Below are 15,494 nucleotides of genomic sequence, written 5' to 3'. Positions count from 1 at the left end.
AAGGCCTGACTCCGGTTGAATATCGAAATCAGGCCTTACAAGCCGCTTAATAAAAGTGTCCAACTTTATGGGGGCACTTCATTAAGACGCTTTTTTTATACTTTTTTACAACTTGATGTATTTTTTTTACATATCTTAAATTAAACTGTCTATAATTTTTTCGTCCGTAAAGAATACTTTTACCTAACTTAAAAGTAACCAATAAAAAATTAACTAATAAAATAATGGGATATAGAATGAAAAAAATACTAATGCTTATTACATTGCTCAATATTGGTACAGCCTTTACCTGCCATGCAGCAAATCTTAGGAATATCAATAATAATAAACCTAAAGTTGAACAATTAATATATGGCAAAAATTTAATTCCCGTTGGAGAAATTGAAGCAAGTATTACTGATTCAATTAAACTAAAACCAAATACGGTTGAGTTTTCGGTTACATTAGATACAGAGGCTTCAACCCTTGATGAGGCATCAAATATCAATGCTAAGACCATGAAAGAATTTAAGGATTATTTAGCAACACTCAACATTAGAGATAATAATTTAATCACAACCGATTATGGTAGCTATATACAAAATAATTATGAAGAAGTCAGTCAAGAAGATGCTTTATATAAAGCCACCCTCACTCTTTCTATCAACATAAATGATAACGAAAAATTTTTAGAATTAAATAAATTACTTGATAAATACAACATTAATAATGTCCAACAATTAAATAATAGTGATACAAATAATGCGTTCTCATTTAGTATTTTTGAAAATGCAGTTACTGCAAACAAAGCAAAAGACATGGTTTATCAAAAATATACAACCATAACGAACGAATTAAAAAACCTACAACTTGATAATTTTTCGATTATTCAATCAAATACCGAACGCACTTCACCAAAAAAAATCGATAAAAAACAGCATCATGTATATAACACTGTACAAATAAAGATTAACAAACTTGATGTGGTTGGTAAAATTATTACTAAAGCACAAGAATTAAAAATAAAAGTTAATGATGACATTTTTTATAGTGTTTCACCAGATGCGATTGAGCGAGCAATTAATGATCATGAAAGACTTTTATTAAATAAGTTAAGTAATAAAGTTGAACGGTTACTTACTAAACAATATTTAGTTGGTGATCCAAAATATCTCGATATGAGAAAAGCTGACTACGAACAACAGTCACCAAAAAAACGAGAAAGATTCTATGGAGCAATGAATATGGCGATGGCAACCGGATCAGATGATGAAGCAACAAATAAAATTAATATCTATGCTCCTTCTGATTTTGAAATACAACTCACTTTATTAGGAAGATTTGAGATAATAAAAAAGGTTACACAATAATTAACATTAAAAATCATCGATTAATAAAAAAGTTCATCCTTAATTAAGTAATATTTGAATATATTTCTAATTAAGGAGAACTAAACTGGGTAAACTACTAATAAAATACATCATTAACTTGTTTAATAACCAATGAGTTACTCTGCATCGTGTTAATAAACTAAAAAGAAATCATTTAGAATTACTTTGCACGTAAAATTTAGCATTGTCGTAATGATATATAATGGTTGAAAAATCGAATGGTTCACCAGCATTGGTGTAAAAAATTTCTTCCACACACAGAGCAGGATCGCCCGCATTTAATCCTAAATAGTCCGCAGTCTGTTCATCTAATTTAATCGCTTTGAAATATTTGTCAGAAAAACCGATATTAATTTTCAATATATCTTTTATGTAACTGAATATGGAGTGTTCAGCAATCTCTTTGTTTAAATAACCCACCATTTTTTTTCGATAGTAGGATCTTTCAAGCGCATAAACTTTATCTTCGAACTTACGTAACCGTTTGATAAAATAGACCTCTTCCCCATCTTCACATTGTAGGTTTTGTTTGACTTGTGAACTTGGTTGAACGATATCTACATTAAACACTTGTGAGGAATTTGGTGCATTGTTTAAATCAACACTAAAACCATGACTTTCCAAAAAATTCAAATATCCATGTTTTTGCGGTTGCCGAACAAAAATACCACTCCCTTGGACTTGATATATGACGCCGTGTCTTTCTAAACAGTTCAGTGCTTTAATGATGGTCGTACGACTAACTTGATATTGATTAATTAAACCATCGATATTAGGCAGTTGTGTATCTTTAGGCAAATTTTGTTGATAAATTGCTTGCTGGATTTTCTTAGCCACATCCCGGTATTTTAACATTCGTACTCTTTATTTTTATTGTGATAAATAGACTTCATTTTATATCTATGAATAAATTAATAAATTAAAATTGTTTTAAAACGCGATCTAGATCACAAACAATAAAATTGGTCATTAACAATTTTTTATTTAGGGATAAGATAAGCTTTCTCATCTGATGAAAGGAGCTTAATGAATGTCATCTAAAATTAGAGACTATAATAAATTAGCCGTTGATATATTAAATGAATTAGGCGGTGAAAATAATATTGTTTCTGTTGCACGTTGTGCAACTCGCTTGCGTGTCGTTACGCAAACCACTCCAGAAAATGTAAAAGAAAAAATTAGCAGCTTTCCTGGAGTTATCACAGTGGTGGAAAAAGGTGGACAAATTCAAATTGTTATTGGTACTAATGTTGATAAAGTCTATAATGCATTTACCAAATTGATAGGGAATGAGAATAAAGTTGATATTAAAAGCCAAGGCAGTATTTTGAATCGCGTTATCGCAACAATGTCAGCCGTATTTGCCCCATTTGTTTATGTATTAGCAGGAGCGGGCATATTGCAAGGGTTCTTGATTTTAATTAAAACTGCCTTACCAGCTTTTGGATCTACGGGTACTTGCCAAGTATTAGATTTTATCTCTTGGGCGCCATTCACCTTTTTACCTATTTTTATCGCCATTACTGCATCGCAACATTTCCGTTGTAATATTTATATTGCAGTAGCATGTTGTGCAGCTCTACTTTCACCAACATTAACAGAGATTGTTACACTAATAAAAGCAGGTGAAACATTTAATTTATTTGGTATACCATTACCTGAAACCACTTATATGTCAACAGTATTACCACCACTATTTTTAGTATGGATACTCTCTCATTTAGAACGCTTCTTGGAACCTTTTTTACACTACGTGATTAAACCGTTGGTATTGCCATTAATCTGCATGGTTGTAATGGTACCATTAACTTTATTATTAGTTGGGCCAATTACCGCTGGCGCAGCACACTATATTGCTGTCGGATATAACATTCTTGTTGACTTTGCTCCATGGTTAGCAGGTGCAATCATTGGAGCATTTTGGCAAGTATTTGTTATTTTCGGTGTCCACTGGGGGATAACTCCAGTAATTTTGGAAAATCTAAGACTACATGGTCAAGATTCGTTCCAAGCTTATCAAACTATTGCGGTAACCGGTCAAGTTGGTGCTGCGTTAGGTTTTTATATCAAAACTCGTTCTTCTGATATGAAAGGAGTATCAATATCAGCATTTCTCACCGGTTCATTTGGTATTACTGAACCAGCAATTTATGGGGTTAACTTACGCTTTAAAAAACCATTTATTTATGGTTGTGCGTGTGCATCAATTGGCGGTTTTGTCGCTGGTTTCTTTAAGCCTTCCTACTATGTTTATGCCGCATTACCAGGTCCATTAACTATTGTTAATTCCCTTAATCCACAATATTATAATTCAGTTATTGGTGTAGCAATTGGTTCATTAATTGCATTTGTTGGACCAATTATTCTTATCCAAATTTTTGGCACTAATGAAAAGAACCAAAGCAATGAAAATATTGAAAATGAGACATCTGACATTGAAAACGATACACCTAAAATTGTAATTGATGAAATCGATGTGACTAGCCCAATGATCGGTAAAGCATTACCACTTAGTGAAGTACCAGACCCTGCTTTTTCTCAAAAACTTATGGGTGAAGGTATTTCTATTGAACCAACAGACAATCATGTTTATGCACCTTATGATGGCGAAGTAACCGCTGTGTTTGAAGCATCAAAACACGCTATTGGTTTGGTCTTAGATAATGGGGTTGAATTATTAATTCATGTGGGTATTGATACAGTTAATTTAACTAACAATGAATTTGAATACCATGTGAAGTTGAATGAAAAAGTGAAAAAAGGTGATCGGTTGATCAGCTTTGATCCTCAAGCAATTAAACAAGCAGGTTACCCTTTAATTACTCCGGTTATTATTGTTAATACTGATCAATACCAAGTAATCACATTAACAGAAAAAACGGAAGTAAATCTTGATGATAACCTTTTTGAAATTAAGCAATAACAAGGAACCAAAAAATGACTAAAAAACCATTTTTATGGGGCGGTGCATTAGCCGCTCATCAATTCGAAGGCGGTTGGAACGAAGGCGGCAAAGGGCCAAGCGTGGTTGATGTTATGACAGCGGGTGCACATGGCGTTGCAAGACAAATTACCCAAGAAATTGAAGCAGGTAAATTTTATCCAAACCATACTGCTATCGATTTTTATCATCATTATAAAGACGATATTAAGCTGTTTGCCGAGTTAGGTTTGAAATGCTTACGTACCTCCATTGCTTGGACTCGTATTTTTCCAAAAGGTGATGAACTAGAGCCAAATGAAGAAGGGTTACGTTTTTATGATAATGTATTTGATGAGTTAATTGCCAATGGTATCGAACCGGTTATTACTTTATCCCATTTTGAGATGCCATTACACATTGCTCGTCATTACGGTGGCTTTAGAAACCGTAAAACAGTTGAATTTTTTGAACGTTTTGCAACAGCGTGTTTTGAACGTTATAAAAACAAAGTGAAGTATTGGATGACGTTTAACGAAATTAATAACCAAATGGATACCAGTAATCCGATCTTTTTCTGGACTAATTCAGGTGTGCAGGTTCAACCGGGCGAAAATCCACAAGAAGTACTTTATCAAGTGGCACATTACGAACTATTAGCCAGTGCCAAAGCGGTAATTGCTGGTAAAAAAATCAATCCTAACTTTGAAATTGGTTGTATGATTTCTCACGTGCCGATTTATCCGTATTCTTGTAATCCAGAAGATATGATGGCATCTGAAATTGCTATGCATCAACGCTTCTTCTTCCCTGATGTGCATGTTCGTGGTTATTATCCATCTTATGCTTTAAAAGAGTTTGAACGAGAAGGCTATAAGCTTGATATCACCGATGAAGATTTAGCGATTTTAAAACAAGGTACCGTTGATTACATTGGCTTTAGTTATTACATGTCAACCGTTGTTAAAGCTGATGCTAAAAATGATCATCGTGATAATATTGTCAACGGTGCTTTACCTAATGCTGTTGAGAATCCATACATTAAAAGCAGCGATTGGGGTTGGCCAATTGATCCAGAAGGCTTACGTTATACTCTTAATCGTTTATATGATCGTTATCAGTTACCACTGTTTATTGTGGAAAATGGTTTTGGCGCGATAGATGAATTAGAAAACGGTAATAAAGTTCATGATAAACCACGCATCGAATATCTTGGTGCACACATCAAAGCAATGTTAAAAGCTATCGATTATGATGGGGTTGATGTTATGGGATATACCGCGTGGGGTATTATTGATGTCGTCTCATTTACAACTGGCGAAATGAAAAAACGTTATGGCGTGATTTACGTTGATCGTGATAATGAAGGTAACGGTACTATGAAACGCTATAAAAAAGATTCTTTTGATTGGTATAAACAAGTCATTAGCAGTAATGGTACTAATTTAAAATAGATTTAGTATGAAGTCGTAAGTTTTGGGGGTGATGTGGTAATGCACACATCCTCTTTTTTTATCAATCTAGATAATTAAAAATTGAAGAGTAACTGTTTATCAAGTTGTGGATCGATTAAAGTGACATGAAAACCAATCAAACGCACTCCACGATCATTTCGACGTTCTTGCCAAACTTTATAGGCTTGTTCAATTAAATCCTGTTTATCAAGTTTAGACCAAACATGTTCTTGGGTAGTAAGTTGGAAATCATCAAATTTAAACTTAACACCTTGTCGAGCGATTGACAAATCAGAACGAACTTTACTTAACCGAGTTTTCAGCTCTTCAAATAACGGTTCAAACTGTAATAAACACTCATCCCAAGTATGAATATCGTTAACTAAGGTGCGCTCTACCCCTACAGATTTACGTTGCCTATCATTACAAACTTCACGTTCATCAATGCCTTGACATCGTTCATATAAGACTCGCCCAAATTTACCAAATTGATTAAGTAATTTACTCACATCATAATTAACGACATCCTGACAGGTGATTAGCCCTAATTCAGCTAATTTTTTCTCGGTCACTTTACCTACACCCGGAATTTTTTTAAGTGGTAATTGAGCGATAAAGCTTGTAACAGCATCGGGTGTAATTACATATTGCCCATTAGGTTTATTCATATCTGAAGCAATTTTAGCTAAAAATTTAAGTGGGGCAACGCCTGCGGATGCGGTCAATTCAAGTTCTTTATATATCGCTTGGCGAATATCTTGAGCAATTAAAGTGGCTGAACCATGACAAAGCTTACAATCGGTCACATCTAAATAAGCTTCATCCAATGACAAGGTTTCAATTGCTTTAGTATAGCGCTTAAATATTTGATGAATTTGATTAGAAACTTCTTTATAAACAGCATGCCGACTTGGAATGACTTTAAGATTTGGGCACAATTTTAGAGCTTGTGACATCGACATCGCACTATGTACGCCATATTGACGAGCTAAATAATTTGCAGTAGCAACAACACCGCGTTTGCGAGGATCGCCCCCTACTGCTATCGGCAAATTACGATAACGGGGATTATCTCTCATTTCAACTGCGGCATAAAAACAATCCATATCAACATGAATAATTTTTCGCATAAATAACTGTTTCACTGCATTTAAAATATGACTGTATAAATATACAATATCATACCTTAAATGCTGGTGTAAACAGTCTAAAGAGTTACTTCGTTAATTTATCAAAATCAATTAAGCCATTTTTATCATAAGGATCACCAATCCAGCGTTTTCCCTCATAATAATTAGGATTAACCAAACTTTTTTCTGGTACATATAAGTTATAACTCAGTCCAGCTAAATCAGACCAAGTATGGATCAAATCCTGAGTACTAAATTTTCGATTCACATAATCTTGATAGTGATTAGGGTGAGATGCGATCCAACTCGGTGATTGCCATAGCATAAACGGTATAGTATACATGGTGCGGGTTGGCGCCTTTTCATTACGCCCTAAAATATCATGAGGAGCCGTTTGGTAGACATCTTCACCATGATCAGAAAAATACAACATAAAACCATTTTCATGACTGTTTTTAAATAAAGTAAATAACGTGGTTGTCACAAAATCATTATAACTTATTGCATTATCATAAGAGTTATATTCATCCACGTTCTCATCATCAATTTTAAATGGAATACTCGCTTTGTCTTTAAATCGATCATATTCTCCATTTTCCGGATAACGGAACTCATATTTCATATGTGTACCGAGCAAATGAATAATGATAAATTTCTTTTCTACAGGTTCAGCAAGCACTTTCATAAATGGTTCAAAGACCGATTCATCATATTGCCTTGAACTTTGATTACGATCGTTATTCATATAAAACTGTTCATCTGCTTGTTTAGAAAACATCGTCAACATAGTATTTCGTTTCGTCATCGTTTGTTGATTTGTTATCCAATAGGTTTTATACCCTGCCTGTTTCATTAAATGTATTAACGAAGGTTGAGTAAGGTAAAGGTCAGGATGTTGTTCATCTGCAAAAGTTAAGGCTTGTTGTAAAACTTCTATGGTATAAGGCCTTGATGACACAACATCATTAAACACTAAAAATTCAGGATTATCCTTTTTAAATTGCTCGATTTGTGGCGTTGTATTACGTGGATATCCATAAATACTCATTCGATTACGTGTAGTTGATTCACCAATAATTAACACTAGTGTTCTGGGAGTATTACCATTGGCATCTTTTAAATTTTCAACGGGAGGTAAAGTATTCAAATGATGCATTATCTCTTCCATATTCGAAAGTTGAGAGCGATAAGCGATATAACTATTAATCAGTTGCCAAGGTACAGTAGTTTCCATTCGACCTAATAGATGTGTTGTTGCTTTTTGCAAGGAGGAATTTTTGATTGTAACACTAATAACCAGTGGCATAATGGCATAAATGGCAATTAATAATGACGTAACCCATTTGGTTGTGTTTTTAACATAGACAGGTCTTACTTTTCGCCAAAGATAAATACCGATCAAACAATAAATAATCACTATGGCCATTAATTTCGAACTGAAATATTGTTGAATAAACTCATTTGATTCAGTCAAATTCGATTCAGCCATGACAAAAAATACACTTTGAGAAAATTCCTGACGATAAATTATAAAATAACTTATTGAAATCAGTGATAAGCTACCAACAATCAAACCATAGACAGTGGCAATTTTTCGAGTCTGATTTGGAAATATTAAAACTGGGATCAACCAAATTAAACTATAGATGATTGAATCACGTAAACCTATCGCATTGGCATGCCCGGAAATGAAGATATAAAGTTGTAAACCACTTGAAAAAAAAGTAAAAAATAAAATAGTAAAAATAAGCGCTAACCAGCTAAACTTTTTGTTATCTTTTATATTCGTCATGAAAATTTATTTGATATCATAGGTTATGGAAGTGTATAAATTACCCCTCCTACATTAATAAAACCTTAAGTGATAACAATTTTATATTTAGAAATAAATTAGCAGACAATCGTTTTATTTAAGCATTGAAAAAAATCGTTTTAGCTTTTATTTATTGGCAAACCTAATAATTGAGCAATAACCTTATTTTCGGGATCGTTAAGTTGATAAGGAGGATTATTAAATATGATCTTTCCATTATCAACAACTAAACAACGTGAAAAGTTATCTAAAGACTCATCTAGATAATGTGAAACCATAAGTAATGTTAAATCAAATTCATCACAGATATGATTAACCAATGCTAGCATTTCAAACCGTAAAGCTTGGTCTAATGCCGAAAATGGTTCATCCAATAATAAAATAGGACGATGTTGAATTAAACAGCGTGCCAAAGCAACTCGTTGACGCTGTCCCCCTGAAAGTTGATTGGGATAGCGTTCATTAAAGCCCGATAAACCAACTTTAGCCAGCATATCCGCGATATTTTGCTTCTCAAAACCCGTTAGTTTTAATGACGGCTTAATGCCTAAAGCAATATTTTGCTCAACGGTTAAATGATCGAATAAGTTATTATTTTGAAATAGCATCGAAACTGGACGCTTACCCGGTAAAGTTTGCGTCATATTTTGATTATTAAGGATGATTTGCCCGGAACTTGGAAAAATAAATCCTGCGATCAAGCTTAATAAGGTACTTTTACCCGCACCACTCGGTCCAACAATGACTACTTTTTCTTGGGTAGCAATTTGCATATTAAAATGCATCTTAAAATCATCATATTGATAATTAATTTGATTAAGTTCGATCATAATCCATCACAATTAATAAACTAAAAGATAAAATTAACAAAAATGCGGCCGTCACGGCACTCTCTTGATAATGATAATGCGCTATTTGTTGATACAAATAATAAGGTAATGTGCTAACGGCTTGCCCGCCAAACAACGCAATAATACCAAAATCCCCCATTGACAATAATGCCGAAAAGGCCAAGCTCAACGTAAAAAGTTTTTTTAATGATTTATATTCAATTAGATAAAAATGCCTAATACCTGCAATGTTTAATGATTGACATAATTGCCAATATCGTGATGTGACATCATACATTGGCACTTCAAGATTTTTTAAGATAAAAGGTAAGGCCATTAGAGCATTGCAAAGCATCATTAAACTACAGACAAACACGGCATTATCAGCATACTGAAATAACAAAATAAACAATCCTGATGCAAGTACCATGCTTGGAATGGTTAATATCAATGACCCCACTAACATTAAACGATTGCTCCATTGTTGCTGATTGCCAATCAAAAGACGGCTATTGGTCCAAAGTATTAATAAAGCAAGTAACATAGCCACCACAGCTGAACCAAGGGCAATTATTAACGAATAGATAACCGCTTGCTGAAAAGCCCAATTTAACTGCGACCATTGAAAATAACCAATACCTTCAATCAATAACGTAATCATTGGCAAAAATATATACATTGCGCCCAAAATCACAATAACAGCACTAACCAAACCTATAGTCACAGTGTTGGGTAAACGATATTGGTAGCGAATATACTGCGCACTAAGATCGCGATAGTGATTTTTTCTTCGTAGTACCCAAACAAAACTCATACAACAAATAAGCTGTATGATTGCTAACATAACAGCTTGCATCAAATCAAAATCGCGAATCGATTGGTAAATAGCAACTTCAATAGTGGTATATTTTGGCCCACCTCCTAATGACAACACTACAGCAAAGCTGGTAAAGCAAAGCATAAAAATTAGTCCTGACATAGGTAAAAGCTGCCGACGCAATAATGGCCATTCTACTAATTTAAAATAAGTAAAATGAGAAAAATTAAGCTGAGCAGCCAGTTGCTTTTGCTCAACAGGAACACTCGTTAATGTTTGATAAAATAGACCACTCGCATAAGGAAAATTCAAAAAAACATGAGCCAATAAAATCCCAACCAGTCCATAAATTGAAGTTGAAAAAGATAAACCTAAATAAGCAAAACACGTAGCAAATAAACCTTGTTGACCATAAACAGATAATAGCCCAGTTACAACAACTAATGTTGGTAATATAAAGGTAACGGGCATTATCCGTATTAGAAAGCTTTTTCCCCAAAAATCGATCATGGATAACGCTTTAGCCATAGCAACTGCCAAAAATACTGACAAAAACGTCGATAACATCGCTTGCATGAAAGTGATCCAAATAATGTGCAATAAATAATTATCAATATAAACCGTTAAATTATCGGACTTTATGGCTGTATGGCAAAGCGCAAACAATGCAGTGCCTAAAACTGCTATTATCAAACTAGCAGCGCTGATACCTGGCAGTAACGTTTTAAAATTTAACATTGCTTTTTATTATAAAATTAACAATCTTTTTTATTACTGACTAATGGCTGATTGCCATTCTCGTATCCAAGCTTTTTGATTATCAACCACGTTCTCTGCATCAAATTCAAGCGCTTTACTGACTTTATTAATCTGATCAAACGCAGGGGGTAATGGCGTATTTATAATAGGATACATAACATTTTTTTCAGCAAATTGCCGTTGTACCTCGGGTGTTAATAGATATTGTAAAAAGCGACGTGCTAATTGTGGTTGTTGACTATATTTGGTGATACCTGCTATTTCAACTTGACGATAATGCCCCTCATCAAAAATAGCGGCATTATAACGATAATCTTGATCATTAATTATATGTGCAATTGGCGATGTGCTATAACTCAGCACCAAATCAGCTTCACCTTTTAAGAACATACCGTATGCTTCACTCCACCCTTTAGTAACTGTAACAGTATTTTTAGCAATTTTTTGCCATGCAGATACCGCATCCTTACCGTAAATATTTTTTACCCAAAATAGCAATCCTAATCCGGGAGTACTGGTTCTAGGATCTTGATAAATAATTTTCCAATTGGCTTTATTGTCAACTAACTCATGTAATGAGTGAGGAGGATTCTTTATTTTTTCTTTATTATAGATAAAAGCAAAATAACCGAAATCATACGGCATAAAATCCTCATCCCACCAATCAGTATTAAGATTGTTAGGTTTGGCTATTTGATGAGGTGCCATGATATTAGCCTGTTTAGCTTGTCCTAAAAGATTATTGTCTAAACCTAAAATAACATCAGCATTGGTTTTATTACCCTCAAGGCGAAGACGATTTAAAATCGACACACCATCGCCTAGCGTTACAATATCGAGTTGGCAATTACATTGTGCTTCAAAGCCCTGTTTAATTGCTTCACCTGGTCCCCACTCGGAAATAAAAGAGCTATAACTATAAACAGTTAAAATAGGTTTTTCATGAATTTTAGCATTGGCAGAAGTTGCTACAAAGAATACAGAAAATAAAAATGACAGTAAGAATTTATTACAAAACATTTTGCCTCCAAAAAAGCGTATAAAAGACAAAAGGTTTGAGCAGACACGATAACTCAAATCCCTCCGCTGGCATGACCCAGTTCAGGTTCGACGAGTTGCATTAGTAAACCTAACACTCTCAGCCCATAAGGCACCCCGTTGAGAACGATATTAGTTTAGTAGTTAGTTGGAAAATTGTAAATAAAGAAAGTGGTAAGTTATTTTTAAGATATCATTTTCTGGTAAAAAATCATCAGAAAATCCATTATTTTTAGTTAAATTTAAATCATATCAAACATTAGTAACCAGTTGCTCCTCATCTAGGTATAAAAAACAGTTATGCTTAAAATAAAAATAGTGATTTTTGTAAAAAATATTCAGGAGTCTATACCGTTTCATCTATTTTATTATTAAATTTCTAATAGAATTTATGCGAATAAAATGACTTTTTATTACTGTTCTTATATTCAATCATCATTATCCATTCAAGTTATTTAAGTTCGTTATTATGGTTTGATATTATATTTTTGCTTAATTGCAGCTAACTCTTCAAGTGATGTGGCATTAAAAGCTTCCACCATCCATTCTGGCCAACCTTCACCCTCTATCATATCCTGTTTGAATTTTGCCTCTTCATCTGTCTTGTATTCGCCGTCATCTATATCAGCTGATTCATAATTCACCATAAAACTGTTAATCCAACCCCAGACAAACATTCTACCTGTTGCTGGTCGTGCAGGATCTAACATAACATGGTCAATAACCTGATGTGTGCCTGGCTCACAAACCATTAACACCGTTGAGGTTAAAGCATTACGTGAAAAATTATGGATAATTACGCCATGCATATCATTCCAATCATACTCTTTTATGCGGCGTTTTTTCGGTTGTAAAAATACTTTTGGGTGCCGTAATATTTTAAAGTTAAAAAAGTAACTTTCATTAACATACACTTTACCCGTCTTACGATTAAACATTATGGGATTACCTAGACGGGAAAATGCATTTTGATAGAATTCAGGAATTGCATAATTTAAAGAACCACAACAAGTAATAAAACCAATTATTCCAATTAGTGACAGTTTGTGATCAAATCCAAAAATAAAAATAACCATACCTACAATTAGTATACTCAACAAAATAATCGCAACAAAATAGAGACATGTATAAAAAATCTGATCATTATGTTCCTGGCGAATAAAAGCACAATAGTTATCATTGGCATAAATTAAGCGATCATCATGCAGTGGTAGGCTATGAGGACCTTTATCTAGGTCTCCAAACCAACCAAAGATCTGGGGGCGGTATTTTGACGGCATTACTGTTTTATTCCTTTACGTTCTATTTAAGTTCGTTATTATGGCTTGATATTATATTTTTGTTTAATTGCAGCTAACTCTTCAAGTGATGTGGCATTAAAGGCTTCGACCATCCATTCTGACCACCCTTCACCTTCTATCATATCCTGTTTGAATTTTGCCTCTTCATCTGTTTTGTATTCGCCGTCATCTATATCGGCTGATTCATAATTCACCATAAAACTGTTAATCCAACACCAAACATGAAAACTACCTGCTCCGGGTTGAGCCGGATCTAACATAACATGGTCAATAACCTGATGTGTGCCGGGTTCACATACCATTAATACCGTTGAGGATAAAGCATTACGTGAAAAATTATGGATAATTACGCCATGCATATCATTCCAATCATACTCTTGTATGCGGCGCTTTTTCGGTTGTAAAAATACTTTTGGGTGCCGTAGTACTTTAAAGTTAAAAAAGTAACTTTCATTAACATACACTTTACCCGTCTTACGATTAAATATTATGAGACTACCAAGGCGTGAAAATAGATTTTGATATAACTCAGGAATTAAAACATACATGCCGAAACAACTTACAGTAAATCCAACTATAATAACCATTAGAGTAAAAGACTCAATTGTAGGATCATCATATACAAGAGCCAATAAACAAATAAAGCTAACAACAGCACCAGTTCCAAATATAAAACCAACAATATACAGACACGAATAAAAAATTTGATCATTATGTTCTTTGCGAATAAAGGCACAATAGTTATTATTCGCATAAATTAAGCGATCATCATGCAGTGGTAGGCTATAAGGACCTTTATCTAGGTCGCCAAACCAACCTAAGATCTGGGGACGGTATTTTGACGGCATTACTGTTTTATTCCTTATTCCTTTGGGTTCTATTTAAGTTCGTTATTATGGTTTGATATTATATTTATGTTTAATGGCAGCTAACTCTTCAAGTGATGTAGCATTAAAGGCTTCCACCATCCATTCTGGCCAACCTTCACCTTCTATCATATCCTCTTTGAATTTTGCTTCTTCATCTGTCTTGTATTCGCCGTCATCTATATCGGCTGATTCATAATTCACCATAAAACTGTTAATCCAACACCAGACATGAAAACTACCTGCTCCGGGTTGAGCCGGATCTAACATAACATGGTCAATAACCTGATGTGTGCCGGGTTCACAAACCATTAATACCGTTGAAATTAAAGCATTACGTGAAAAATTATGGATAATTACACCATGCATATCATTCCAATCATACTCTTGTATGCGACGTTTTTTCGGTTGCAAAAATACTTTTGGGTGCCGTAATATTTTAAAGTTAAAAAAGTAACTTTCATTAACATACACTTTACCCGTCTTACGATTAAATATTATGGGACTTCCAAGGCGTGAAAATGCATTTTGGTAGAATTCAGGAATTGCATAATTTAAAGCAAAAAGGCTAGTAAAAAAACAGGCTATAACAACCAGATCAACAAACTCTATTTTAGAATTATCATGTAGAACCGCTAGCCAAAGACATCCTATGATAGTTCCAATCAACAAAATAATGGCAATAAAAAAGATACAAGTATAAAAAATCTGATCACTATGTTCCTTACGAATAAATGCACAATAGTTATCATTGGCAAAAATTAAGCGATCATCATGCAGTGGTAGGCTATAAGGACCTTTATCTAGGTCGCCAAACCAACCAAAGATCTGGGGGCGGTATTTTGATGGCATTACTGTTTTATTCCTTATCCTTATTCCTTTACTATCAATTTAAGTTTTTTATTATTGTTTAATATTATATTTTTGTTTAATTGCAGCTAACTCTTCAAGTGATGTAGCATTAAAGGCTTCCACCATCCATTCTGGCCACCTTTCTCCCTCTATCATATCCTGTTTGAATTTTGCCTCTTCATCTGTTTTGTATTCGCCGTCATCTATATCGGTTGATTTATAATACACCATAAAACTGTTAATCCAACACCAAACATGCAAACTACCTGCTCCGGGTTGAGCCGGATCTAACATAACATGGTCAATAACCTGATGTGTACCGGGTTGACACACCATTAACACCG

13 protein-coding genes and 1 riboswitch are annotated in these 15,494 nt (G+C 34.0%); of the genes, 3 read left to right on the top strand and 10 right to left on the bottom strand.

Annotated elements, in window-relative coordinates; translation table 11 throughout:
* Positions 1-236: 236 nt before the first annotated feature.
* Complete coding sequence (locus tag H3S88_RS12935; RefSeq protein WP_198229166.1) at positions 237-1,349, top strand: SIMPL domain-containing protein; 1,113 nt, start codon at positions 237-239, stop codon at positions 1,347-1,349.
* 171 nt (positions 1,350-1,520) lie between these two features.
* Here H3S88_RS12935 and H3S88_RS12930 read toward each other — a convergent pair whose 3' ends face one another.
* On the bottom strand, positions 1,521-2,225 hold the full coding sequence (locus H3S88_RS12930) for a GntR family transcriptional regulator (RefSeq protein WP_198229164.1): 705 nt from the start codon (positions 2,223-2,225) through the stop codon (positions 1,521-1,523).
* 175 nt (positions 2,226-2,400) lie between these two features.
* Between H3S88_RS12930 and H3S88_RS12925 the strand changes: the two genes are divergently transcribed.
* Together H3S88_RS12925 and H3S88_RS12920 are read left to right on the top strand one after the other, a co-directional pair.
* Complete coding sequence (locus H3S88_RS12925) at positions 2,401-4,293, top strand: glucose PTS transporter subunit IIA (RefSeq protein ID WP_198229162.1); 1,893 nt, start codon at positions 2,401-2,403, stop codon at positions 4,291-4,293.
* Between the two features lie 14 nt (positions 4,294-4,307).
* Positions 4,308-5,744 (top strand): 6-phospho-beta-glucosidase, encoded by a 1,437-nt coding sequence (locus tag H3S88_RS12920; RefSeq protein ID WP_086308982.1) that lies wholly within the window; start codon positions 4,308-4,310, stop codon positions 5,742-5,744.
* Positions 5,745-5,818: 74 nt separating this feature from the next.
* On the opposite strand, the gene dinB is transcribed toward H3S88_RS12920, so the two are convergent.
* The 9 genes from dinB to H3S88_RS12875 all read right to left on the bottom strand — a co-directional run.
* The gene (gene dinB / locus H3S88_RS12915; protein WP_198229160.1) at positions 5,819-6,874 is read right to left on the bottom strand and encodes a DNA polymerase IV; all 1,056 of its coding nucleotides are present in this window, start codon (positions 6,872-6,874) and stop codon (positions 5,819-5,821) included.
* 85 nt (positions 6,875-6,959) lie between these two features.
* On the bottom strand, positions 6,960-8,672 hold the full coding sequence (gene cptA / locus H3S88_RS12910) for a phosphoethanolamine transferase CptA (protein WP_370528615.1): 1,713 nt from the start codon (positions 8,670-8,672) through the stop codon (positions 6,960-6,962).
* Positions 8,673-8,806: 134 nt separating this feature from the next.
* The gene (gene thiQ / locus H3S88_RS12905; RefSeq protein ID WP_198229156.1) at positions 8,807-9,517 is read right to left on the bottom strand and encodes a thiamine ABC transporter ATP-binding protein ThiQ; all 711 of its coding nucleotides are present in this window, start codon (positions 9,515-9,517) and stop codon (positions 8,807-8,809) included.
* Positions 9,504-11,072 (bottom strand): thiamine/thiamine pyrophosphate ABC transporter permease, encoded by a 1,569-nt coding sequence (thiP, locus tag H3S88_RS12900; protein ID WP_198229154.1) that lies wholly within the window; start codon positions 11,070-11,072, stop codon positions 9,504-9,506. The genes thiQ and thiP overlap by 14 nt, the downstream gene beginning before the upstream one ends.
* Before the next feature lie 33 nt (positions 11,073-11,105).
* Entirely contained in the window at positions 11,106-12,113 is a 1,008-nt protein-coding gene (gene thiB / locus H3S88_RS12895) for a thiamine ABC transporter substrate binding subunit (protein WP_198229152.1), read from the bottom strand.
* A 40-nt stretch (positions 12,114-12,153) separates the two neighbouring features.
* A riboswitch (TPP riboswitch) is annotated at positions 12,154-12,261 on the bottom strand.
* Positions 12,262-12,598: 337 nt separating this feature from the next.
* Positions 12,599-13,411, bottom strand: coding sequence for a DUF6708 domain-containing protein (locus tag H3S88_RS12890; protein WP_198229150.1), 813 nt, complete (start codon positions 13,409-13,411; stop codon positions 12,599-12,601).
* A 38-nt stretch (positions 13,412-13,449) separates the two neighbouring features.
* The gene (locus H3S88_RS12885) at positions 13,450-14,280 is read right to left on the bottom strand and encodes a DUF6708 domain-containing protein (protein WP_198229148.1); all 831 of its coding nucleotides are present in this window, start codon (positions 14,278-14,280) and stop codon (positions 13,450-13,452) included.
* A gap of 45 nt (positions 14,281-14,325) precedes the next feature.
* Positions 14,326-15,150, bottom strand: a complete 825-nt coding sequence (locus H3S88_RS12880; RefSeq protein WP_198229146.1) for a DUF6708 domain-containing protein — start codon at positions 15,148-15,150, stop codon at positions 14,326-14,328.
* Positions 15,151-15,201: 51 nt separating this feature from the next.
* Positions 15,202-15,494: DUF6708 domain-containing protein (locus H3S88_RS12875; protein ID WP_198237275.1), on the bottom strand; the 293-nt coding region annotated here is incomplete at its 5' end.

Origin of the sequence: Gilliamella sp. B14448G11, from assembly GCF_016101765.1 — a bacterium.
GTDB classification, from domain to species: Bacteria; Pseudomonadota; Gammaproteobacteria; order Enterobacterales; family Orbaceae; genus Gilliamella; species Gilliamella apicola_N.
Note: the sequence above shows the minus strand (reverse complement) of the source record. Positions and strands in the feature narration are given on the sequence as shown.

Bases quoted from the DNA above. Each gene is read 5' to 3' on its own strand.
- H3S88_RS12935 (WP_198229166.1), top strand. From the start codon at position 237: ATGAAAAAAATACTAATGCTTATTACATTGCTCAATATTGGTACAGCC.
- H3S88_RS12930 (WP_198229164.1), bottom strand. From the start codon at position 2,225: ATGTTAAAATACCGGGATGTGGCTAAGAAAATCCAGCAAGCAATTTAT.
- H3S88_RS12925 (WP_198229162.1), top strand. From the start codon at position 2,401: ATGTCATCTAAAATTAGAGACTATAATAAATTAGCCGTTGATATATTA.
- H3S88_RS12920 (WP_086308982.1), top strand. From the start codon at position 4,308: ATGACTAAAAAACCATTTTTATGGGGCGGTGCATTAGCCGCTCATCAA.
- dinB (WP_198229160.1), bottom strand. From the start codon at position 6,874: ATGCGAAAAATTATTCATGTTGATATGGATTGTTTTTATGCCGCAGTT.
- thiQ (WP_198229156.1), bottom strand. From the start codon at position 9,517: ATGATCGAACTTAATCAAATTAATTATCAATATGATGATTTTAAGATG.
- thiP (WP_198229154.1), bottom strand. From the start codon at position 11,072: ATGTTAAATTTTAAAACGTTACTGCCAGGTATCAGCGCTGCTAGTTTG.
- thiB (WP_198229152.1), bottom strand. From the start codon at position 12,113: ATGTTTTGTAATAAATTCTTACTGTCATTTTTATTTTCTGTATTCTTT.
- H3S88_RS12890 (WP_198229150.1), bottom strand. From the start codon at position 13,411: ATGCCGTCAAAATACCGCCCCCAGATCTTTGGTTGGTTTGGAGACCTA.
- H3S88_RS12885 (WP_198229148.1), bottom strand. From the start codon at position 14,280: ATGCCGTCAAAATACCGTCCCCAGATCTTAGGTTGGTTTGGCGACCTA.
- H3S88_RS12880 (WP_198229146.1), bottom strand. From the start codon at position 15,150: ATGCCATCAAAATACCGCCCCCAGATCTTTGGTTGGTTTGGCGACCTA.